The organism is Xanthomonas sp. NCPPB 3761 (assembly GCF_041475705.2).
In the GTDB taxonomy this organism is placed as follows: domain Bacteria; phylum Pseudomonadota; class Gammaproteobacteria; order Xanthomonadales; family Xanthomonadaceae; genus Xanthomonas; species Xanthomonas phaseoli.
The window spans coordinates 995983-1018711 of record NZ_CM191262.1 but is presented as its reverse complement, the minus strand read 5'-3'; the positions used below and the strand labels follow the sequence as shown (position 1 = coordinate 1018711).

The following is a 22729-nucleotide window of genomic DNA, read 5'->3' as shown; positions in this document are numbered from 1 at the left end:
CTCGCGCGACGGGGTCTTCCCGGTAATGCCCTCGCGAGCAAGCCCGCTCTACGCGGTGCAGCTTTCCCGATAACGCCCCCGCGGGCCAGCCGGCTCCTACGGGTGATCGCAGCACTGATCTGCACGGCTCAGCAGATGCTGCCGGTGCGCCCCCAGCCGCGGTTGCTGTAGGAGCGCACCCGGGCGCGAAGAAGCCTTATCGATCAAGCCGCATCGCGCGCAAGTGCGCTCCTACCGGTGCCAGCGCGCCATCGATCAACGTGTGCGTGAAGCGCTCGCATCCTTCACCGGCTCGCCGACATTGGTCGTCAACCACTGCTCGCTTTCGGCCAGCATCTGCATGATCGATTGCCGCGCGCGGTACGCATGCGATTCGTTGGGCAACAGTACCAGGCGCGCAGTACCGCCCAGGCCCTTGATCGCAGCGAACATGCGTTCGCTCTGGATCGGGAAGGTGCCGGTATTGTTGTCGTCCTGGCCGTGGATCAGCAGCAGCGGGGCCTTGATCTTGTCGGCGTAATTGAACGGCGACATCGCCTGGTACACCGGTTGCGCCTGCCAGTAATTGCGTTCTTCGGCCTGGAAGCCGAACGGGGTGAGCGTGCGGTTGTAGGCGCCGCTACGTGCGATGCCGGCCTTGAACAGGCGCGTGTGCGCAAGCAGGTTGGCAGTCATGAAGGCACCGTAGGAATGCCCGCCGATGGCGACGTGCTCGCGGTCGGTCACGCCACGCTGCACCACTTCGTCCACGGCGGCCTGCGCATCGGCGATCAGCTGCGGCACATAGGTGTCGTTGGGTTCGGCATCGCCTTCGCCGACGATCGGCATGCTCGGGTTGTTGAGCACCACGTAGCCGATCGCCAGAAACGCCTGCGGCCCCCAGTAGCTGATCGCGTTGAAACGGTACGGCGAGTCGGTGACCTGGCTGGCGGTGTCGGCGCTTTTGAATTCGCCCGGGTAGGCCCACATCAGCAGCGGCCGCGGGCCGTCGCGTTTGGGGTCGTAACCGGGCGGCAGCAAGAGCGTGGCGGTAAGGTCCACGCCGTCGGCACGCTTGTAGCGGATCTGCTCCTTCTGCACGCCGCGCAACTGCGGCAGCGGGTGTGCGAAGTGCGTCAACGCACGCGGTGCAGGCGCCGCATCGCCCAGCGACTGCACGACATAGTTGGCCGGTTCCTCCGGCGATTCGCGGCTGAGCAGCAGTTGCGTGGCCTGTGCGTCCAGCAAGGCCAGCGGTGCGGAATAGGTCGGCGCCTGCGAGTGGAACAACCGCGTGGCCTGCTTGCTGCGCAGATCGAATCGATCGACAAATGGGCGGTCGCCCTCCGGCGAAGCGCCCTTGCCGAACAGGAACAAGCTGTTGCCATCGCTGCTGGTCTGCAGCAGCGGGCGGCCCTTGCCATCGGCCACCGTCGCCGGCGTGCCCGGGTCCTTGTAGCGGTCCTGCGAGGAGCGGTCCCACAACAGTTCGGGCGCACGTTGCGGTTGATCCGGTGCGAGGCGCCATTGCTTGGTGCGGCGGGTCTTCCACCAGCTTTCGCTCACGATCGCCAAGTCGCCGCGGCCCCATTGAATGCCTTCAAAGCGGCTGCCCAGCTGCGCCAGCGTCACCGGTGCGCGGTTAAACGGCGCGGCCTGCATCCGCACCGCATCGCGGACCTTGCTCTCGCGTGCCGGGTCGCCACCGTCCTGCGCTTCGGCCCACACCAGCGTGGCCGGCGCATCGTGCCGCCAGGCGATGTCGCGCACGCCGGTCGGCACCGCGTCGTTACCGGTCGGCAGGCCTTCCACCAGCGGCAGCTGCGCGATCTGGCGCACCGGTTTGCCCTGCAGGTCCAGCACCTCGATGCGGCGCGCGAAGTTGTCCACCGGCACCAGATACGAGAACGGCCGCTCGATGCGTTCGCTCAGGATGTAACGGCCATCCGGCGACACCGACAGGTTGAGATAGATGCCCGGCGTGCCGATCGGGCGCACCTGCCCGGCCACCGTGACGATGATCGGTTGGCCGGTGGCGTAGTACTCGAACACGCGCGCATCGGCTTCGTTGCGCAACAGGTCCTGATAGGTGGGCAGCGAGCGCACCCCGGCAGCCGCACTGGTCTGCTGGGTCGCCGGGCCGGTTGGCGTCGCGTCGCGGGTCGGCGGCGCGCCCTGCCCTGCCACCTGTTGCTGCAACAGCAGGCCACTGCCATCGGGCAACCAACGCAAGTCGTCGTTGACGCTGGTGTTCAGGCCGGCCACCAGCCGGCGCGCCTGCCCGGCGGCCACGTCCACCAACCACAGCTCGTTGGCGCCGCTGGCGGCATCTTCGCGGCGAAACGCCAGGTAACGCTGGTCGGGCGACCAGCTCAGATCGGCCAGCGACAGCGGGGAGGGCAACCCGGCGATCTGCCGCTCGCTGCCGTCGGCCACCGACAGCAGCCACAGCTTGCTGGCGAACGCAAAGCGGCTGGCCGCAAAGGTCTTCGGATGGATGCGCAGGCCGGCCAGCTTCAGCTCCGGCTGGGCCACCTCGGCGATGTCAGGCAGTGCCGGCATTTGCAGCATCGCGGCCAGATCGCGCCTGGGCGAGAGCTGCAGCAGCGGCGCACGCGGGGCGTCCACCACTGCCTGCAGCGCCTTGGACGGCAGTCGGTAATTGCTGCCTGGCGCAGGGCCCGGTTGCACGACTGCCGCGCCGGTTGCTGCCGGGCTAGCCGCCCCGGCCAGCACCGGTGCGCTCAATGCCAGCGCTCCTGCCAACGCCCATGTGTGCTGCCGCCAGCCTTGCGCATGCCGTTTCGCCTGCATTGTCCGTCCCCGCCGATGATCGACTCCGGACCATAGCAGCCGCCTGCCGGCCGCTCCCCTGCCGTTGGTAGGGGGTGGGCCGCAATTCATGCCGCGCGGGGGTGCTGCCGATATAATCGGGCACTCTCGTCGAGGGGCGCTGCGACCGGTAGGGCGGACTGATCCGCTCACTGCACCACAAGGTGCAGGCAATACGGCCAGGCTCGACCAGCAGTTACCGTTCAACGGCGCCCGGCATTGCAGACATTCGTTTGCCTACCGGAGCCATTGCATGAACGCTGTCACAAAGATCACCCCGCACACCGACTACAAGATTGCCGACATCTCCCTGGCAGATTGGGGCCGCAAGGAGCTGGACATCGCCGAGCACGAAATGCCGGGCCTGATGTCGATCCGCCGCAAGCATGCGCAGACCAAGCCGCTGAAGGATGTGCGCATCACCGGCTCGCTGCACATGACCATCCAGACCGCGGTGCTGATCGAAACGCTCAAGGACATCGGCGCCGATGTGCGCTGGGCCTCGTGCAACATCTTCTCCACCCAGGACCACGCCGCCGCCGCGATCGCCGCGACCGGCACGCCCGTGTTCGCCTGGAAGGGCGAGACGCTGGAAGAGTACTGGGACTGCACCCTGGACGCGCTGACCTTCACCCTGCCCGACGGCACCCTCACCGGCCCCGAGCTGGTGGTGGACGACGGCGGCGACGTCACCCTGCTGATCCACAAGGGCTACGAGCTCGAAAACGGCAGCACCTGGGTGGACGAGCCGGCCTCCTCGCACGAAGAGGGCGTCATCAAGGCGTTGCTCAAGCGCGTGGCCGTCGAGCGCCCGGGTTACTGGGGCCGCGTGGTCAAGGACTGGAAGGGCGTCTCCGAAGAGACCACCACCGGCGTGCACCGCCTGTATCAGATTGCCGAAGCCGGCAAGCTGCTGATCCCGGCCATCAACGTCAACGACTCGGTCACCAAGAGCAAGTTCGACAACCTGTACGGCTGCCGCGAGTCGCTGGCCGATGGCCTCAAGCGCGCGATGGACGTGATGCTGGCCGGCAAGGTCGCCGTGGTCTGCGGCTACGGCGATGTCGGCAAGGGCAGTGCCGCCTCGCTGCGCGCCTATGGCGCCCGCGTGATCGTCACTGAAATCGACCCGATCTGCGCATTGCAGGCCTCGATGGAAGGCTTCGAAGTCAACACCATCGAATCCACCCTGGGCCGGGCCGACATCTACGTCACCACCACCGGCAACAAGGACATCATCACCGTCGAGCACCTGCAGGCGATGAAGGACCAGGCCATCGTCTGCAACATCGGCCACTTCGACAACGAGATCCAGGTCGATGCGCTCAAGGCGCTGAAGGACGTGCAGAAGATCAACATCAAGCCGCAGGTGGACAAGTATGTGTTCCCCAACGGCAACGCGATCTTCCTGCTGGCCGACGGCCGCCTGGTGAACCTGGGCTGCGCCACCGGCCACCCGAGCTTCGTGATGTCCAACTCGTTCGCCAACCAGACCCTGGCCCAGATCGACCTGTGGGAAAAGCGCGACAGCTACGAGAAGAAGGTCTACATCCTGCCCAAGCACCTGGATGAAGAAGTCGCGCGCCTGCACCTGGAAAAGATCGGCGTGAAGCTGACCACCCTGACCAAGGACCAGGCCGACTACCTCGGCGTGGACGTGGCTGGCCCGTACAAGCCGGATCATTATCGCTACTGATCCATCGGCGAACCATCGCGATGCAAACAAACGGGCGCCGCAAGGCGCCCGTTTTGTTTGTGATTGGCGGGGACTTCTCCCGGCTGAGATGCTGTCCCACGCCTGCATTACGTTGGCCTGCGCCTCCACCCACAGAGCCCGCGCAAGCACCACTCCAAGAATCCGCCTGCAGGAATAAGCCGCTCTTTACTGCTCACAGTGAAACAGAACCGGTGCCTGGCTCTTTGCGTGTATCCGCCCGCACGTACACCGAGATCTGGATGCGGCTGCGCGCATCGTACGGCTCGCGGCCCCACCCACCCCACCGCGTATGCAGTCGCAAACCGGCGATCTGCGCCATCAGGTCGAGTTCCGACGGCCACACATAACGCCGGCGTTCGGAAAAGATGCGCGTGCCATCCTCGCTCAGAACGACCACCCGTTGATCGATCCGCTGTTGCACCGGCTCGGGTTGCGAGCACACCAGCATCACGGCAGCGCCCTCGTGCTGCGACTCCGGAATATCCAGTACCTGGGTTATCTTTCCATTGCCGTCGAACACTTCGGCGCCAGGTACCGCGGTCTGGATCACGAGCATGCCGTCGGGCGCAAGGCAACGCGCGGCATTGACGACGCAGCGCACCTGCTCGGCCTGGGTGAGCAGGTAGCCGAACGCGTTCACCGCGTAGATCAGACCAAACGGACCACTCAACGGCATGTCGGCAAAATCGGCGCGGACCAGTTGCAGCTGATCGCTGCCAGGTTTGGCACGCAACGCGTCAAGCATTGCGCGCGCATTGTCGATGCCGGTCACCGGCACGCCACATTGGGCCAACGGCAGTGCGATACGCCCGCTGCCGATGCCCAACTCCAGCGACGCACGGCCATCGGCAAGATCCGCCAAAGTCTGCACGCACCGCTGCAGTGCCTGCGTCGGCCAACGATCATGGATGCTGTCGTAAAACGCCGCCATCCGATCGTATTGGGAATAACCGGGCATCCTGCGCGCTCGCATTCGGAACATTTCGGGGATAGTACGCGGCGATGCAGGCGTGAGCGTTCGCGGCCGAGACAACGACTCGAAATTACTACGCATGCCGCGACAGATCTGCGCAATCCGGTTTGACCCATGCAGGGCATATGCAATTTATTGAACCCTGTTCAAACAACATCGTTTTTGAATAATTTCTACATAGATCAGCGTGCTGTTCCCATCGATCGTTTTATAAGGAGATTGTGATGAACCGTCTTTTTCATGCTCTGTCGCGCTGGATCCAGGCCATCGGGGGTCGCAAGCTCGGTTACATCTACACCTACTAACCCCCCAAGCTGTCACAGGAAGCGAGACCTCCTCCCGTGACAGCGTGGCCTCGCCATCGGCCCGCTCCGTCCACAACGCGCCGTCCGCTTCGTCGTCGGCCACACCCAAATGCGCATGAATTCAGGTCGTGGGCACGCAATCCCACCCGGCCCGGTTGGGCACTGGGCGTTCGGCAACCGCCGGCAGTTCTCCGAAGATCCTCTGGCATTTCTGCAATCGTGTGCGCGCGCGCATGGCGACGTGGTCAGGGTCGCCCAACGCACATACCTGATCGCCGCGCCGGCCACGATCGCTACGGTGTTGAGCGACGATGGGACGCTTTACGGAAAAACCGATCCCGACCCGGTCGCGCGGCGCGCGGCATTCCCCGCTTCGGTCATGAACAGCAGTGGCGTCGTCTGGCGCCAAAGGCGGCAGACACTGCAGCCTGCATTTCGTGCCGCCTTGGTGCGCGACTCCGCAGTGCAGGCATCGACTGCCACGTTGGCGCTTCTACGCGAACAGGACGAGTGTGTCGCTGCACAGGACATGCGCACACTGATGACCAGATTATGTGCGCAATTGGGCGCCGGCTTTCTCCTTGGAAATCCGGATCATGCACCGGACCTGCTGCGCATGCTGCCGATGATCGATACGATCCTGCAGCAGACGCGCCATCAATCCCTGGTGCCGATGTGGTGGCCATCGGCGCATCGACAGCGCATGCGCCGCGCACGCGACGAGCTTCAACTGGCGCTGGACCAAATTTTGATGCGTGCTCGGCAGCAGCCACCCCACGCAGCATCGGTCCTGTCGCTGCTGTTGGCCGACGCTGCACAGGGTGACAGCCACTGGTGCCGCGACGAAGCTGCGGCGATGCTGATGTCCGCGTTGGAACCGATGGCGGCCGCACTGACGTGGACCTTGCTGCTACTGGCGCAGCATCCGCACGTGGCGCAGCAGGTTACGCAGGAAGCGGAAGGACTGGACGATGTTGATAACGCAACCGGCACCGGGTTGCTCGACCGCTTGCCGCATGCGCGGGCCTGCGTGAAAGAGGCCATGCGCCTGTATCCGCCGGCCTGGATGACCGCGCGGATTGCGCAACGCGACACCACCCTGGACGGCTTCCACGTTCCAAGCGGCACCCAGCTGCTGATCAGCCCATGGGTGGTGCACCGCGACGAACGTCATTTCCCCGATCCCGAGGCGTTCCTGCCTGCCCGCTGGCTAGACGATACCGCCACGCACTCGCTGGCGCGCTACAGCTACTTTCCATTCGGCGGCGGCCCACGCAGCTGCATCGGCAGCATGCTGGCCCTCACCCAGATGACCGCGGTCATCGCCACCGTGTTGCGGTCGCGCAGCCTGCATCTGGCTGCCGATGCTCGCCCCACGCCTTTTCCCGCGCTCGTGTTACGACCATTGGATGTGCGCATCGCACTGCGGCCACGACCGGGCATCGCATCTCGCCTAGGCACTGCCGCATGACCGATCTACACATCCGCAAAAAGCTCAGGGAATATCCACATCGATTCTTCGACTCCAGCGTCTGGAACGATCTATCTCTGCGCGAAGGAGATATCGTGATCGCCAGTTACGCCAAGGCCGGCACGACCTGGCTGCAGCAGATCGTGGCGCAACTGATCTTCGGCGGCGAAGCAGAGGTCGATGTTTCGGCCATTTCACCTTGGGTCGACGGCGTTTATCCGGACAAGGCAACCAAGCTCGCGCTGCTGGACGCGCAGAGCCATCGACGCTTCATGAAGACGCACTTGCCGGCCGATGCGCTGGTCACCACCACGCTGGCCAAATATCTGTATATCGGCCGCGATGGACGCGACATTGCACTGAGTCTGTATGACCATCAATGCGCGGTGAGCCAGGATGCGCAGGCACGTCTGGACGCTGGCGGTGGTGAACCCGGCAAGCTGCGCGTGCTGCCGCCGCCGCAGCTGACGCGCGATGCCTATGTGGCGCATTGGCTGGAACATGATGGAGCGCCATTCTGGCCGTTATGGGAAGGCGTACGTTCGTGGTGGGAGCGACGCGAGGATGCGAACGTGCTGCAGCTTCACTACAACGACCTGCTCGACGACCTGTCCGGGCAGGTCCGCCGCATCGCCGCCTTCCTCGACATTCCGGTTCCACCCGGCAAATGGGACACGATCGTGGCGCACTGCCGCTTCGATTACATGCGACAGCATGCAGCGCGGTACGTGCCTCAGGGCGCCGGCCTGTGGCGCGAAGGCGGCAAGGCGTTCTTCAACCAGGGTCGCAACGGTCGCTGGCGCACTGCCCTGCCGGACGCGCTCAATCACGCATATGTGCAACGCGCACATGCGGAACTCGGCGAAGACGCAGCGCAGTGGCTGGCGCACGGCCAAGCGCGGACGTCGTGAGCCTGCAACTCATCGGCGCCGGCCTGGGCCGCACTGGCACCCTCTCCCTGAAGCTGGCACTCGAGCAGCTCGGCGTGGGCCGCTGCTATCACGCGATGGAACTGGCAGCGAATCTGCGTCGAGACCTACCGCGCTGGGAGGCGGCGATCGACGGGCACCCGGATTGGGATGCACTGTTCGGCGGCTATGCGGCGACCACCGACTATCCCGGTTGCTGCTTCTGGGAGGAATTGTCCGCACACTTTCCGCGCGCCAAGGTGATCCTGACCATGCGCGACCCCGACGCGTGGTTCGACTCGGTCAGCGAAACGATCTTCTCCGGCGACGGCAGCGTGCCGTCGCTATTTGGCGCCCATGGCCAACGCGTGAGCCGCTTCTTGCGTCGCGACATCCAGGCACACCTCGGTGATCGCGACTTCATGACCGAATACTTCCGTCGCTGGAACCAGGGCGTGATCGCGCGCGTACCGCCGTCTCGCCTGTTGGTGCTCGACGCCGACGCCGACACGCACTGGGAACGCCTGTGTGCATTTCTCGATCTGCCAGTGCCGGCGCTGCCGTATCCCCGCGTCCATGCTCGACGCGCCGGGAACGCGTCGGTGCGTCCGCTGCCAACGGAGCCGGCCTTGATCGAACACCGCATGCGCAACTACCTGGAAAGGCTCGCCGAAGAGGCCTTCCTGCCGCCGACTGCCCTGTAACCGGTGCGACCCGCTTGGGTCACGCCAGGCCAAATGCGGCGTCCGATGCGACAACCCGCAGGCTGCCGATGCGAATCAGGTCTGCGGCGACTGCGCTGGAGCCATGCGGTTGGTACTGAATCGCGCCGGTGGCGCGTGGCCCTCGGCCATTGCATTGCTACCGAACCGCTCACCCACGCCAATTGGCATTGCGCTCCCAGAACGCGACGCTACGCCGGTACGCATCGCGGTCCAGCGGGGTGCCCGAGCCGCCCTCTTCCACGCCCAAGGCATTGCGCAACATGGTGATCGGTGCCATCGGAATTTCGTCCGGCTCTGCGGTGTAGAGGCAACCGACCACGCCCCAGTCTGCCTCGATGGGCGTGCCTTCCTTGGCCAACTGGTCGCGGCTGTAGAGGATGGGCAGCAGATACGCGGCCACCGGTGGCTCGACACCTTCGAACCAACGCACCAGCACGGCCAATTCCTGCGTGCTGCGCGCCTCGTAGCCGGAACGCAGCAGGTGCCGGTTGTCATCGGTGACGGGAATGGTGAGGCAGCGGGTCGAAGTCCAGTTGCGGTGCACATGCAACTGACAAAACGGTGCATAGCCCTCGATCACGCGTAACGGCGGCTCATCGTTGAGCCGCTGGACGAACTGCTCCGGCGTGCAGTCCTGGATGGCATTGCGACGCCCATCGCGCGGGAACAAGCGGGTGCGGGCGAACTGGGTCAAGACGATCGACATGGGCGGGCTATGCGGCGACAAAGAGCGCCAGGTTAGCGCGCAGGCGCTCGCACGACTACGTTGATCAGCATCCACCAACCGCGTGGCGATCGGCCTGGCGCGAGTGCCTGGCCTGGTTTCCGGCGGTCCGCGAACACGCACCCACAGCATGCAGGTGCGCAGCATGCAGCATTGTCGCGCCTGCGGTGGCGCTGACCCCATCCAGCAATCACCCAATGCGGCAGTTCGCCGGCGCTACCAGATCAGATCGTCCGGCACCTTGAACTGGCTGTAGTAGTCGTCATCGCTGTCGGGCGCGGCCGGCGCGCTGTTGCGTCCGTGGTCCAGCACCACGGCATCGGCATCGCGGCTGTACACCTTGTCGGCGGCTGCGCGCGGAATCAGCTCAAAGCCATCGCCGTACCGCACGATCACCAGCGCGCCGCTGGCCAACTGGCTGCGCAGCGTCGTGGTGACCAGCACGCTGCGGATCACGCTGCCGTCGTTGAAGCGGTAGTCGATCTCGCCTTCGCGCTTGACCTTGTTGGTCTCCACGATCTGCCGCACCTGCGCGAGCACCTCCTGTCGGCGCACCTGCACGTTGCGCTCTTCGGCCAGCGCACGATCGCGCTCGGCACGCTCGGCCTGCAGGCGCGCCGCATCGACCTTGTCCGTCGCCGCCGGCTGCACCGCCGCGCCCTTGGCATGGCGCTGCTTGACCTGTTCGCGCGCAACCTTGTCCACCTGGGCCTTTTTCACCAGGCCGGCCTTGAGCAGCTGTTCTTGCAATGGATTGCGCATTGGGAGGCCGGGCAGTGGACTGGCAGCTAGTTTAACGCGGCCAGCGCCGCCTCATCGTCGCAGCCGGGCCGAGCCGTTGGTATCGCCTGCGTCAGGATCGCGGCCGTGCCGCTGCACGTCGCAACCCGCCGCATGCTCGGCCTCATCGCCGCTGCGATGAGCCGTTGTTGCTCGGCGCGATGGGGATGCAGCGTGCAGCCGAAAATCGGCACCTTGGCGTTGCCGGACAAGGCAGCGTGGCGTGCAAAGGTGACGTGCACGATGCCAACGGCAAACAGTGCAAGCAGCTGTTCTATGTCACCAGCGACGGTCTAGCCAGATGCGCCGGCCACGTTGCACGCGCCGCATGCTGACGATGCGACTAGGCTATCGCTAGGTCTTGATTCGATACGGCCAGTGCGGGCGAGATGGCAACGGCCGCGTGGTTCACTGATTTTTGCGACCAATCGCGCCGTTGGCGCCCAACCCCGCGCCCAGTTTGCTGGCCCGCTGCAGTGAATACGTATGCACAATACCCATGCTGCGCCGCGATGCGCGCTTAGCATCACCGCGCGCTGCACGCCGTGCGCGCGCTTTCCGGAACAGGGGCCGGAGGCCTTGATGCGGGCATCGCGCACTGCGCGTCGGCCTGCGCTTACCACTGGAGATCGATCCGATGCGCAACACGCCTGCTCATGCTCCACCTTCACTGCTGCAACGCGGTGCACGTCTCTTGCTGACTGCATTGGTCCTGCTGCTGACCACTGCCAACGCGCAGGCCGATGTCATCCTGCATGCCTTCAACTGGCCGTATGCCACGGTCGAAGCGCGCGCCAAGCAGATTGCCGATGCCGGCTACCGCAAGGTATTGGTGGCCCCCGCGTACCGCTCCGAAGGAAGTGCCTGGTGGGCGCGCTATCAACCCCAGGACATCCGCCTGATCGATAACCCGCTCGGCGACACCGCCGCATTCAAGAAAATGGTCCAGGCGCTGGCCAACAACGGCGTGGAAACCTATGCCGACATCGTGTTCAACCACATGGCCAACGAAGCGGCCACGCGTTCGGACCTCAATTACCCGGGCAGCGCGGTGCTGTCGCAGTACGCTGCAAACCCCGGCCGTTACGATGCGCTGCGTCTGTTCGGCACGCTGCAGTCGAACTTCCTCAGCGCCAGCGATTTCGGCCCGGCGCAATGCATCAGCAACTACAACGACGCCTACCAGGTGCGCAATTACCGCATCTGCGGCGGCGGCAGCGATCCAGGCCTGCCGGATTTGATCGGCAACGACTGGGTGGTGCAGCAGCAGCGCGCCTATCTGCAGGCGCTCAAGAGCATTGGCGTGACCGGCTTCCGGGTGGATGCGGCCAAGCATATGACCTTCGACCATCTCAATCGCGTCTTCGATGCCGGCATCGGCTCGGGTGTGTATGTCTTCGGCGAAGTGATCACCGGCGGCGGCACGGGCAATGGCGATTACGACCAGTTCCTGGCGCCGTATCTGCAATCCACGCCGCATGCGGCCTACGACTTTCCATTGTTCAATGCGGTGCGCAATGCGTTCGCCATTGGCGCCAGCATGCAGCAGCTGGTGGACCCCGCCGCGTCGGGCCAGGCATTGCCGGGCAACCGCGCCGTGACCTTTGCAGTGACCCACGACATTCCCAACAACGCCGGCTTCCGCTACGCGATTCTCGACCCGGTGGATGAAACGCTGGCCTATGCCTACCTGATCGGTCGCAATGGCGGCATGCCGATGATCTATACCGACAACAACGAAAGCGGCGACAACCGCTGGGTCAACGCCTATCTCCGCGACGACCTGCGCCGCATGATCGGCTTCCATAACGGCGTGCAGGGCACCGATATGCAGGTCCTGTCGTCCAGCTCCTGCCACATCCTGTTCCGTCGCGGCAGCTTGGGCATCGTGGGCATCAATAAGTGCGGCAACCCGGTCACCACCACGGTGGGAATGAACAACAGCGTGTTGTACTGGAATGCCGATTACGTGGACGCGCTGGGCTCGGGCAACGTGGTGCGCATTTCCAGCAGCTCCTACACCTTTACCCTGCCGGCGCGTGGCGCGCGCATGTGGCGCCGTTGAGCAACCGCCACAGTCTGGCGATGACACGCCGTTGCAGTGTTCTCGTCGCTTGAAACGGTGAGTGCGGCGTATCGTGCGACCTCGCACGAGAACGCTGCAATACGATCAAGGCGAAGCCCCCGACGCAAACCGGCGTACGGGGGCTTCGTTGTCTCTGCGGGCTGGCGCCGATCGACTGCGCCGCCAGCAGGCCATTGGGTGCAGCGCACATGCGCACTCGCATCGATGGACCGACGCCATGCGTTGCAGTCGGCGCGTTTGGTGCGGCGCTGCGCATCGCGATGGGCGAACGACGTTGGCAGCGGCGCACGACTGCGTGCCCCGAATAACTTGCACAGATAGCATCCGGCCGCAGCACCACTTGCATTGACCGGCGGTGTTCGCCGTCGGCCGAGCGGACTGACCGACCTACCAGGCGAACGCTGCGGTGACCTGGCGTGCGCCAAGCATGAACGCATCTGCCACGTGCACGAACGGTGCAATATCCACTTCCGATTGGCCCGCGCGTATCAGCTGCATGAAGCGGCCGTACAAGCCGTCGTATTCGCTGGCCGCAGGCAGCGCCTGCGGTTGCCCATCGATGCTCAACTTGGCCCCGCCTTCGCTGAGCACGAGCAGGCCCGCGGTGGTTTCCACTTCGATATCCCAGCGCTGGTGCCCGGTCTGCAGGAAATCGAATTCGGCCGTCACCGGCAGTCCTGCGGTGTCGACGAACGCGAGCCTGGCATACAGCGGTGCCTGGCGGTTTTCCGGGGTGTGCAGCTCGGCGTCGCGCAGCGCCAAGCTGCGTGGCAGCAGATGGGTCGCGATGGAGAGCGCATTGATGCCCGGGTCGAACACCCCCATGCCGCCGGGTTCCAGAATCCAGTCCTGGCCTGGATGCCAGTGGCGGATGTCTTCCTTCCAGGTGATGTGCGCGCGCACGAGTTGCTTGTCGGCCAACCAGGCACGCGCAGGCGCGACACCGGCGGCACAGCGCGAATGCCAGCTGGTGAACAGGGTACGTTGCGCACGCTGCGCCACGGCTTGCAGGTCATGAATTTCGGCGAGCGTGGCGGCCGGCGGCTTTTCCAGAAACACATGGCGGCCGGCCATCAACGCGGCCTGCGCCAATGCGTGCCGTCCGACCGGTGGCGTGCACAAGGCCACCGCTTCGATCTGCGGCTGGGCGGCAAATGCGTCTTCCAGGGTGTGATAGGCGGGCACACCGTCGACCGTGCCATGCCGGCTCACGGTGGCCACCAGTTGCACATCCTCGCGCGCCGCGATGGTCGGCACGTGCTGGTCGCGGGCGATCTTGCCGATCCCGACAAGGGCAATAAGCAATGCGTCTGGATGCTTCATCGAAACCTTCGTGCTGGTAGGAGGTGGCAAGCAGCGCAAGCGCCTGCTCACGCATCCTGCTTGGGCAACGCTGCAGGGGCGCGATGCGGGGAGCCCACGCGACGGCGCAGTGTAAGGTCAGGGCGCGACCCACCGCGAGACATCGCTCCTGCTTGTTTTGCTATACCTGCGCGCTTGGTCGTTGCGTACGGGCCGGCCTGCTTGCACCACGCATGGCATGACGCGCTCCACGCACACCGGGCACCGCAGCAACGCGCACGACGCCTGACCGCCACGCCACAGACACGCGTTGCAACCGGCGATTGATGCAGGCCCGCATGCAGACCAGCATCGCCGCCGGCATGCCGATGTGCCGTCGCCCTTGAAGGCTGCACCGATGTTGCATCACGTTGCGCTGGGCGTTCGCGCGATCGCTGCCCCCGCTGACCCTCCGCAGCGAGGTCGGCGATTGCGGCGTGGCGCTGCGCATGACGGAACAGCGCGCAGCGGCGTGCTGACCAACCGGCGCCTTTTACGACGCAACGCTGGGCGCGCTTGGCTATGTTCGGGGTGTGGTCGGATCTGACACCGGGCACGCGCGACCAGGCGGCCGGCTATGGCAGGCCCGGCGGCGAAGACTGCCCGGCCTTGAAGCAGCGTCAGGCCGCAAAGTGCGCCCAGGGGCCGGCATCCACCTCAAATTTGCGGCCACCGATGCCTCGGCGGTGGACGCCGTCCATCGCGCTGCGCTACAAGCACGGCGGCCACCGTCATGTGCGCCAGGCTTGCGACCGGACCATGGCGACGATGATGACGCGGCGTTCGTCATCGACCCCGACGGCACCACATCGCAGCGGTGGCCGACCGTAAGCCGCCCCGCCAAGCGGCAGCGGCGTACGCAAGAGCGCAGTGGCAGAGGTTGGAGTCCTGCACGCGCGGCACGCTCATCGCGCAGTGAAGGTCACGGCGCTGCCTGCGTCAGGAAACGGTCGAAGTCGCCGATGTTCATGCTGCCCCAGCCCGACGCGTAGTCCCAGCCGTAGCTCGCGTTGTATCCATCGCGATACAGGCCGTTGCTGCCGACCACGACGTCATGGGCGCGCTGTGCATCGTGACGCTGGCTCGCGTACTGATAGATCTGCGGCGCGACGAAGCCCAGATTCGGATGCGACTGCAACAGCCGGGCGATATAGCCGGCGAAGGTCGGGGTGGCGGCACTGGTGCCCCACACATACCAGGCAGCCTCGTTGCCTTGTGCATCGGTGCCGCGGATCTGCGCACTGCTGTAGAACGAGCCATTGAAGCTGACATCGGGCACTGCGCGGTAGCCGGAGGCCGTCTGCCCCGGCAGCAGGGTGCGCTGCCACTGCGGCGCGTAGGCGATCTTGCTGACGCCGCCCTGGCTGAGTTGGCGGCCGACCCCGGCATTCCAGACGCGCTCGGAGGCATAGCGGCCGGGGTTGCCGCCCTGGGTCAGCAACTCGGTGGCGCCCACCGCAATCGCGTAGCGGTGCGAGGCCGGCCAACCGACCTGGCGCAGGTCCGGGCGCCCCGCCAGCGTATCGTAATAAGGCGCGTTGGCGCGTGCGCTCAGCGGCAGGTAGACGCCGTCGTCGCCGCTGCAGATCACGACGTTCTGCCCCTGGCGCACCGCCTTGGTCAGGCTGGCGTCCATGGCCTGGAAGGCCGCGTCGTTGACCTGGAGTTCCTGTCCATAGATCGACATGCTGACCACGCGGGCCAGGTTGTCGTCGGCCGCGCGCGCCATGCCGTCGATGATGCTGTTCCAGGAAAAATCCGGGATGTTGTAGATGATCAGGCGCTTCAACCCGCCGGCGCTGCCGACCAGCAACTGGGTATCCATGTCCCACTCGACTTCCGAATCCTTGCTGGCGGCATTGGACTGATACCCCGGTGCGCCGGGGTCGCCCACCGTCACCACCGTGACCGGTGTGTGCAGGCCGTGCAGCGCCTGGAAGCTCTGCAGCCGCGCGAGGGTATTTTCCAGATTGCCGGCGGCAATGACCGCACCGACGATATCGCTGGCCGGTGCCAGCATATCGGCGCCATAGGCGCTATTGAGCTCTTCGATGCTGTGGCGCACGACTTCCGCGCCGCCGCTGCTGGCAGCCGTCACGGCGTTACTGTTCGACAACGATGCGCGCGCAGCGCTCAGCGGCGCCCCATGCGGCGCGACCTTGGCCCCGGCGGTACCGTCCAGGCCGACCACACCTTGCACCACGGCCTGCAAGCCGGCCGGCACTGCAACCGCGCCCTGCGCGGCGGCAACGCCGACGCGGCCATCGGCACTCACCGCACGCAGCGGGGCGCCAAGGGCGGCCTGCAACGCCGCGGCTGTCGCGCGCACTTGCAGCAGGCGGCCATCGGTGGCAGGGCGTACATCGGTGATGCCATACCGGCTCAGATAGGCCTTGACCTGTGCGATATCGCGGGTGGAAGCGGCCGCTGCACGAGCGAGTTGGTCGCGCAACAGCGGATCGCCGCCATCGCGGGTCAACCACTGCTCCACCGCCGCCTGTTGCTGACGCATGGACACCTGCGGCTTGAGCACCAATCCCACCTGCAGGATGCGTTGCGGCGCCAGCACGCCGCCGACGGCGCCTTGCGCAGGTGCCGGTTCGGCTGCCTGCGCGATAGCGGTCATACCCAGCGCGACGGCGCAGGCCAGGACAGCCTGAGCGAAAGAGCGCGTCATCATTCGTTTGCCGCCATTGATCGTGAGTGAATAGGCCGCGGATTCTCACGAGGCGGCAGTGCTTTCAGACGCAGCAGTGCGAACTCTGTGTGCGTGAAACGATGCAACCGCGAACCGACACGCGAACCTCGTGCCGAGATACCTGCACGATTGCGCAGTGGCGTGGCCGGCGCTTGCCGATCGCCGGGCCCACGACGCCTGCAGCCGCTGGCGCCGATCTGGTGGATGCCGGCGGCAACGCTCTACATCTCCAGCACGACCTTGCCCAGGTGACTGCCCTGCTCCAGGTAACGATGCGCCGCGGCCGCTTCGCTCAGCTCAAAGCGCTTGTCGAGCAGTACGCGCAGCTTGCCCTGCTCGATCCAGGGCCACACCACGCGCTCCACTTCCGCGGCCAACCGGGCTTTTTCGTCTGCACTGCGTGGGCGTAGCGTCGAGCCGGTGATGACCGCCTGCTTGCGCATCAGCACCGGAATCGGCACCTCGATGGCGGCGCCGGCCTGCGAGGCGATATAGACGATGCGCCCGTGTGGGTTGAGCGCTTCCAGGGTGTCGGCGAAGACCGCGGCGCCCACCATGTCCAGCGCAACGTCCACACCGCCGTGCGCCTTGGCCACTTCGACAAACGAGGCAGTGGTGGAATCGATCGCTACATCGGCGCCCAACTCGCGCGCCTGTGCCGCCTTGCTGGCCGAGCGCGCGGTGGCCAGCACGTGCGCGCCCGCCGCCTTGGCCATCTGGATCGCCGTGACGCCGATGCCCGAGGTTGCGCCATGCAACAGCAGCCATTGGCCTGCCGCGAGCCGGCCGTGTTCGAACAGATTGGCATAGGCAGTAAAGATGGTTTCCGGTAACGCGGCGGCGTGCACCAGATCCATGCCGGCGGGAATGGGCAGGACGTGACGCGCATCGACGGCGGCGTATTGTGCGTAGCCACCGCCACCCAGCAGCGCACACACGCGGTCGCCCACCTTCCAGCGACCAGCCGGCTCCACGATTTCGCCGGCGATTTCCAGCCCCAGCGTCTCCGGCGCGCCAGGCGGCGGCGGATAGTGCCCGGCGCGTTGCAGCAGATCGGGGCGATTGATGCCGGCGGCATGCACGCGGATCAGCACCTGGCCCGGCGCAGGGCGCGGGCGCGGTTGCTCGGTGGCGTACAGCGCGTCGGCGTCGCCCTTGCCATCGCGGATGGCGATGGCGGTCATCGTGGTATCGCTCATGAAGGCGCTCCATGGAAAGTGCGTCCAGTGTAGGCGTGCAGGCGTCAACGCCTGGCGCAGATGCATCTCATGTTTACTTGCAGATGTCGCCGCCGCTACAGGGGGCAAGCGAGCGCGCGATGGTGGGTGTTCGACAACGTCGTGATACTGCGTTGCGTTCGAAGGAGAGCGTGCGCATCGGTAAGCGCTTGTTGTCGACAGCATCGCAAGGATGCATGCGCAATCGGGCGGCTGCAGCGATGCCATACACCCGCACTGCAGATGCCATCCGTCTTGCGTCCGTCGAATCGACAGCCGCCCACAACATATCGCATGCAGTGGTTGGCCGGGTTTCGACAACACGCCTGAGACGAGGGAACAAGCGTGCTGCAACATCGCTCAGCAACATGACGCCTCCACCCTGGATGCGCTGCCAACACAAACGCAAGGTCGTCGACGCAGCGCCAATGCGACCAAATCCCACGCCAGGATTTGGTGCCAAGCCCACCGCCGCTTCCTGCATGTCGCATTGCAGCCCGGCGCCGCGACACGCTTGCGCTCACCGAATACGCCGCAGGTTCAAGCACGCAAGCGGCGCGCGATTGCAGCAACCGCGGCCCCAGAACCGACTGCGGTTTCCCGTAAGCAACCCCAACCAGGCAGATGCTGCGCGGCCGCCCGCACCACGGTGTCCCGGCCTATGCTGGTGCCTTGCCAACCACCAGGAGTCGCCATGCAACTTCCATGGAATGCGCATCTCATCGCCGTCTGCGCGCTCGCACTGTCCGCAAGCACGCAGGTAAGCGCGGCGCAGGTGCGCATTGCGCAGGAAGCAGACGGCTACCGCTTGCTGGTGGATGGCGCTCCCTTCGTGATCAAGGGTGCCGGCCTGGGCAATGGCAGCATGGAGACGCTGGCCGCACGCGGCGGCAATGCGTTACGCACCTGGCGCGTGGATCCGGATCCGCAGCGCCAGCGCGCCCTGCTCGATCGCGCACAACGCAACGGCCTGAAGGTGGCGGTCGGCATCGAGATCGGCAACCAGCGACACGGCTTCGATTACGACGATGCAGCGGCAGTGCAGCAGCAACTGCAGCGCGTGCTTGCGCAGGTACGGCAATCGGCGACGCATCCGGCGGTGCTGATGTGGGTGGTCGGTAACGAACTCAATCTGGATTACACCAATCCCAAGGTCTGGAATGCGGTCGGCGAGATCGCCGAGGCGATTCATGCCCTCGACCCGGATCATCCGGTCACCACCACCCTGGCCGGTTTCGACAAGCAACTCATCGACCGACTCAGGACGCGCGCGCCGGCACTGGACCTGATCGCCGTGCAGCTTTACGGCGAAATCGCAGCGCTGCCGCAGAAGCTGCACGAGAGCGGTTGGCGCGGCCCTTACGTGGTCACCGAGTGGGGCCCCACCGGGCATTGGGAATCGCCGACCACCACCTGGGGCGCACCGATCGAAGACGACAGCACGCGCAAGGCGCGCTTGCTGGAACAACGCTACCGCAGCTACATCGCCAGCGACACCCGGCAGGGGCTGGGCTCGTTCGTGTTCCTGTGGGGCGACAAGCAGGAGCGCACGCCCACCTGGTATGGCCTGTTCCTGTCATCGGGCGAGGCCACGCCCAGCGTGGACACGTTGCAGTGGCTGTGGACCGGCCAGTGGCCGGCCAAGCGGGCGCCAGCGGTATCGTCGCTCACTCTGGCTGGCCAACGCGCCATCGACAGCGTGAGCCTTCGTCCGGGCCAGGCCGTGACCGCACGCATTGTTGCCAGCGGCGCATCCGCACTGCACTACGACTGGCATGTGCGCAGCGAAAGCACCGCACGCAGCATCGGTGGCGACCCCGAGACGGTGCCACCGCTGGTCGATGCCGCCATTGCACCGCCCCCTGTGGCCGGTGGTCGCAACCGCGCACATGGGACAGGCGAGGAGGTGCGCCTGATCGCACCACCGCCGGGCAATTACCGCTTGTTCGTGGAAGTGCGCGATAACGCCGGCCGCGCCGGCTATGCCAACCTGCCATTCCGCGTGCTGCCGCCCTCGCCCGCCCCGCGACAAGGCGCATCGGAATCGTTGCAGCCAGATATGCATTCATCGCGATGAAGCGATATTATGCCCGGACGATCCGCCGGAACCGCCGCGATGACGCATCTCAGTTTCGAGTTCTACCCACCCAAGACCGACGATCAGCGCGCGCAACTGGACCGCACTGCAGCCAGGTTGAAGGGCTACGCGCCGGAGTACGTGTCGTGCACCTTCGGCGCCGGCGGCTCCACGCTCAGCTACACCTCCGAGACAGTGCGCCACCTCAAGCAGAAACATGGCTTCGAAGCGGCGCCGCATCTGTCCTGCGTCGGCGGTAGCCGGCAGGAAATCCGCGAGCTGCTCAAGCTGTATCGGGCCATCGGCTGCACCCGCATCGTCGCGCTGCGTGGCGACCTGCCGTCGGGCATGGGCCATCCGGGCGACCTGCGTTACGCCTCGGACCTGATTGCCTTCATCCGCGCCGAGCACGGCGACGCGTTCCGGATCGAGGTCGGCGCCTATCCGGAAACCCATCCGCAGGCGGCCGACGCGCTCAGCGACCTGCGCTATTTCAAGGCCAAGGTCGATGCCGGCGCCGATGCGGCCATTACCCAGTATTTCTACAACGCCGATGCCTACTTTCATTTCCGCGACGCAGTGCAGCGGTTGGGCGTGGAGATACCGATCGTTCCCGGCATCATGCCGATCTCCAATTTCTCGCAGCTGCGGCGGTTTTCCGAGCAGTGCGGCGCAGAGATCCCGCGCTGGATCGGCAAGAAGATGCAGTCCTACGGCGACGACGCCGACGCGGTGCGTGCCTTCGGCGCAGAGGTCGTGGCGGCCTTGTGCGAGCGCCTGATCGCAGGCGGCGCGCCGGCATTGCATTTCTACACCCTCAATCTGGCCAAGCCGACCACGCAGGTGTTGCAGCTGCTCGGACGCTGAGCACCTGCTTCGCATTCCAATCCTCGCCCTCGCACACCCGCGCGCATGCATATCGCCAGCTCACACGCGCCCGGCTACGCTGCGTCGATGCATCGCCTTTTGCCCCTATTGTTCTTGCTCTGCGCCTATCCCGCCGCGCGCGTGCAGGCGCAGGAAATCCATCGCTGCGTCGCGCCGGATGGGCAAACCCTGTTCACCGACCGGCGTTGCGAAGACGTCGGCGCGGCCAGCCGCGCACCGCCAGCCATCCGCCCGCAAGGCAATACCGGCCTGTATCGCTATGGCTGCCCGCGGCGGCTGAGCGAACTGGTGTCGTTGCTGCAATTGGCAGTGGACAGCCGCGACGTCAACCGCCTGTCCAGCCTGTATCTGTGGGAGCGGTCAATCCGATGCCGCCGCCAATCAAGTACTGAGCCGCCTGGAAGCCATCGTGCAGCGCCCGTTGCTGGACATCGTGCCGATGTATCCGCAAAGCGACACCCCGAGCTGGGACGCGGACACCACCACGCCCACACCGTCGCTGGATGGCAGTGCCATCGATGCGCCGCTCCCCACCCCGCCCAGCCGCCCGCGCCCCTGGGGACTACGGCTGGAACAGAACCTTGCCAGCGGCACGCCGGCGCGCAGCGTGCTGCGCCTGCGCAGGCAATACAACTGCTTCTGGGTGACGTTCTAGCAACGTATGCGTGGCATCCGGCTGCGCGGGATCACCGCAGGACCGCTGCACGCCGGGGCAGCTAGCGAGGGCGTTGCGCTGACGGTTCGGCCGTCAGACGCTGCGGTGCGCTCATTGCGGCCACAGCGAACGGATCGCCGCGATGCCCTGCGCGCCGTGCGCGCGCGCCTCGCGCAGATCCTCGATCTGCATACCGCCAAGCGCGTAGATCGGCAGCGAGACCTGTTCGCGCAAGGTTTCGAAACCGTCCCAGCCGATGGGTGTGGCACCCGGATGCGAAGCGGTGGCCTGCACCGGGCCCAACACCGCGAAGTCGCAGCCGAGCCGTTGGGCGTGACGCAGGTCGTCCAGGCCATGGCACGACGCAGCCACCAGCTGTTCTGCCGGCAGCGGGCGTTCCTGCAAACCGGCCAATTGCTCCGATCCCAGATGCACGCCGAGACCCAGGTCCGCAGCCAGCGCAATATCGCGATTGAGCAGCAGTTGCGCACGCGTGCGGCCACGCAAGCGCATCACCTGCTGCAACAGCGCCTGCCAACGCGCAGGCGCAAGCTGCCGCGCACGCAGCTGGATCCGGGTGATCCCGTTCTGCAATGCGAGCTCCAGGCTCTCCAGCCAGCGCGCCTCGTCCTCCGGCTCGGGCGTGATCAGGTAACGGTCCGGCTGCCGTAGCACGCCCACCACCGGCACATCGGCCGGCGGCATCGAATAGCGGACCAGCTTGTCGGCCGCCACCCAGGTCATGGCCTGGCCTTCGCGGCCGCGCGGGCTGCCTTTCCAGCTAGTGATATGACGCACTTCCAGGCGCAGCCGCTTGTCCGGATAAAGCTGCGGTACCTCCATCACCCAGTCGCCCACCTGCGCCTCGATGCCGAGCTCTTCGTTGAGCTCGCGCACCAACGCTTGTTCGGAGGTCTCGCCAGGCTCGCGCTTGCCACCCGGAAATTCCCACAGGCCAGGCATGTCGCGGGTTTCGGTACGGCGGGTCAGCAGGATGCGTCCGCGGGGGTCGGTGATCACGCCGGCAACGACGTGAATGGATCGAAGAGAATCAGGCATGGCTGCAAGAGTGCCGCGAGTGAGCGGTACAGCGCAATGAGGCCGGGATGCGGGATGCGGGATTGGCTAACGCAGGCGTTGCACAAGCATTGCCGGTGTCGAATCCCAACCTCCGCCTCAACGGCAAACCAACCCCGCCCTTCCCTGCGTAACCTCGTGGCTTGCAAAAGTATCGCGATAGTTCCGAAAGCAAAGCCCCCCTTGGTAAGGGGGGCGCGCCGAAGGCGCCGGGGATCGGAAGCAAGGACCGTGCGCCAGGCGTCCGCTACGCGGGCGCCTGGTGAGCAGCCCGCG

The 22729-nt window shown here is 65.7% G+C and carries 16 protein-coding genes, 1 pseudogene and 1 riboswitch; of the genes and pseudogenes, 8 read left to right on the top strand and 9 right to left on the bottom strand.

The genetic code is table 11. The features are described 5' to 3' along the window. Nucleotides 1-255 precede the first annotated feature (255 nt). The gene (locus ACCQ00_RS04325; RefSeq protein WP_046736085.1) at nt 256-2793 is read right to left on the bottom strand and encodes a S9 family peptidase; all 2538 of its coding nucleotides are present in this window, start codon (nt 2791-2793) and stop codon (nt 256-258) included. Nucleotides 2794-2918: 125 nt separating this feature from the next. Further along, nucleotides 2919-3033, top strand: a riboswitch (S-adenosyl-L-homocysteine riboswitch). 31 nt (nt 3034-3064) lie between these two features. On the opposite strand from ACCQ00_RS04325, the gene ahcY reads away from it, so the two are divergent. Next, nucleotides 3065-4507 (top strand): adenosylhomocysteinase, encoded by a 1443-nt coding sequence (ahcY, locus tag ACCQ00_RS04320; protein WP_039569415.1) that lies wholly within the window; start codon nt 3065-3067, stop codon nt 4505-4507. Between the two features lie 193 nt (nt 4508-4700). Here ahcY and ACCQ00_RS04315 read toward each other — a convergent pair whose 3' ends face one another. Next, nucleotides 4701-5486: a class I SAM-dependent DNA methyltransferase gene (locus ACCQ00_RS04315; RefSeq protein WP_039569412.1), complete on the bottom strand. Its 786-nt coding sequence runs from the start codon at nt 5484-5486 to the stop codon at nt 4701-4703. A 522-nt stretch (nt 5487-6008) separates the two neighbouring features. Between ACCQ00_RS04315 and ACCQ00_RS04310 the strand changes: the two genes are divergently transcribed. Genes ACCQ00_RS04310 through ACCQ00_RS04300 form a run of 3 tightly spaced genes read left to right on the top strand, consistent with a single transcriptional unit; the run spans nt 6009 to nt 8889 of the window. Further along, a complete protein-coding gene (locus tag ACCQ00_RS04310) occupies nt 6009-7277 on the top strand; it encodes a cytochrome P450 (protein ID WP_052756684.1) in 1269 nt (422 codons plus the stop codon). Continuing rightward, on the top strand, nt 7274-8188 hold the full coding sequence (locus ACCQ00_RS04305; RefSeq protein WP_039569410.1) for a sulfotransferase domain-containing protein: 915 nt from the start codon (nt 7274-7276) through the stop codon (nt 8186-8188). The genes ACCQ00_RS04310 and ACCQ00_RS04305 overlap by 4 nt, the downstream gene beginning before the upstream one ends. Further along, nucleotides 8185-8889 (top strand): sulfotransferase family protein, encoded by a 705-nt coding sequence (locus tag ACCQ00_RS04300; protein WP_039569407.1) that lies wholly within the window; start codon nt 8185-8187, stop codon nt 8887-8889. The genes ACCQ00_RS04305 and ACCQ00_RS04300 overlap by 4 nt, the downstream gene beginning before the upstream one ends. Nucleotides 8890-9058: 169 nt before the next feature. Here the strand turns inward: ACCQ00_RS04300 and ACCQ00_RS04295 are convergent, their stop codons facing one another. From ACCQ00_RS04295 to ACCQ00_RS04285, 3 genes are all read right to left on the bottom strand, one after another. Beyond that, nucleotides 9059-9616, bottom strand: a complete 558-nt coding sequence (locus tag ACCQ00_RS04295; RefSeq protein WP_039569405.1) for a DUF3228 family protein — start codon at nt 9614-9616, stop codon at nt 9059-9061. A 234-nt stretch (nt 9617-9850) separates the two neighbouring features. Then, nucleotides 9851-10396, bottom strand: a complete 546-nt coding sequence (locus ACCQ00_RS04290; protein ID WP_039569404.1) for a DUF2058 domain-containing protein — start codon at nt 10394-10396, stop codon at nt 9851-9853. Nucleotides 10397-10422: 26 nt separating this feature from the next. Then, nucleotides 10423-10656, bottom strand: coding sequence for a hypothetical protein (locus ACCQ00_RS04285; RefSeq protein WP_162292406.1), 234 nt, complete (start codon nt 10654-10656; stop codon nt 10423-10425). Nucleotides 10657-11108: 452 nt separating this feature from the next. Between ACCQ00_RS04285 and ACCQ00_RS04280 the strand changes: the two genes are divergently transcribed. Continuing rightward, a complete protein-coding gene (locus ACCQ00_RS04280; protein ID WP_039569402.1) occupies nt 11109-12479 on the top strand; it encodes an alpha-amylase family protein in 1371 nt (456 codons plus the stop codon). A gap of 408 nt (nt 12480-12887) precedes the next feature. Here ACCQ00_RS04280 and ACCQ00_RS04275 read toward each other — a convergent pair whose 3' ends face one another. From ACCQ00_RS04275 to ACCQ00_RS04265, 3 genes are all read right to left on the bottom strand, one after another. Further along, nucleotides 12888-13823: a Gfo/Idh/MocA family protein gene (locus ACCQ00_RS04275; protein WP_039569400.1), complete on the bottom strand. Its 936-nt coding sequence runs from the start codon at nt 13821-13823 to the stop codon at nt 12888-12890. A gap of 940 nt (nt 13824-14763) precedes the next feature. Continuing rightward, a complete protein-coding gene (locus ACCQ00_RS04270; RefSeq protein ID WP_039569398.1) occupies nt 14764-16521 on the bottom strand; it encodes a S53 family peptidase in 1758 nt (585 codons plus the stop codon). Between the two features lie 239 nt (nt 16522-16760). Continuing rightward, nucleotides 16761-17738 (bottom strand): NAD(P)H-quinone oxidoreductase, encoded by a 978-nt coding sequence (locus ACCQ00_RS04265; RefSeq protein WP_039569470.1) that lies wholly within the window; start codon nt 17736-17738, stop codon nt 16761-16763. A 712-nt stretch (nt 17739-18450) separates the two neighbouring features. Here ACCQ00_RS04265 and ACCQ00_RS04260 point away from each other — a divergent pair. From ACCQ00_RS04260 to ACCQ00_RS04250, 3 genes and pseudogenes are all read left to right on the top strand, one after another. Further along, entirely contained in the window at nt 18451-19833 is a 1383-nt protein-coding gene (locus tag ACCQ00_RS04260; RefSeq protein WP_039569393.1) for a glycoside hydrolase family 2 TIM barrel-domain containing protein, read from the top strand. Nucleotides 19834-19872: 39 nt separating this feature from the next. Continuing rightward, the gene (metF, locus tag ACCQ00_RS04255; RefSeq protein WP_039569392.1) at nt 19873-20700 is read left to right on the top strand and encodes a methylenetetrahydrofolate reductase [NAD(P)H]; all 828 of its coding nucleotides are present in this window, start codon (nt 19873-19875) and stop codon (nt 20698-20700) included. 45 nt (nt 20701-20745) lie between these two features. After that, nucleotides 20746-21376, top strand: a pseudogene (locus ACCQ00_RS04250) (hypothetical protein). Between the two features lie 111 nt (nt 21377-21487). On the opposite strand, the gene ACCQ00_RS04245 reads toward ACCQ00_RS04250, so the two are convergent. Beyond that, nucleotides 21488-22435 (bottom strand): Nudix family hydrolase, encoded by a 948-nt coding sequence (locus ACCQ00_RS04245; RefSeq protein ID WP_039569390.1) that lies wholly within the window; start codon nt 22433-22435, stop codon nt 21488-21490. Between the last annotated feature and the right edge of the window lie 294 nt (nt 22436-22729).